Annotated in this window: 1 protein-coding gene; it reads right to left on the minus strand. The window is 43.3% G+C overall.

From position 1 onward, the window contains the following. On the minus strand, positions 1 to 202 hold a 202-nt coding region (locus AOA61_RS00305; RefSeq protein ID WP_256583306.1), incomplete at its 3' end, for a family 1 glycosylhydrolase. Between the last annotated feature and the right edge of the window lie 45 nt (positions 203 to 247).

Raw genomic sequence — 247 nt, forward strand, 5'->3', positions numbered from 1 at the left:
CTTTTTCTTTAAACCAGTCTACTAAAAATTGTGGGTAAGTCCCCTTAAATACTGGATCCATAAACCATTCGATGAACCAAGCTCCCGCCCTGCGGCAAGCCTCAATATCTTCTTGTTTATTACTGTATGGTTCATTCCACTCCACATTTGGAGCGTAACCGATTTGCCCATCCTTCACTCCAATTTCACGGTATTTCTGCACGGTTTTTCCATGCGCAACTAGGAGATGGTGTGCAACATTAGTAGC

The organism is Pseudomonas sp. 2995-1 (assembly GCF_002742505.1).
Classification (GTDB): Bacteria; Pseudomonadota; Gammaproteobacteria; order Pseudomonadales; family Pseudomonadaceae; genus Aquipseudomonas; species Aquipseudomonas sivasensis.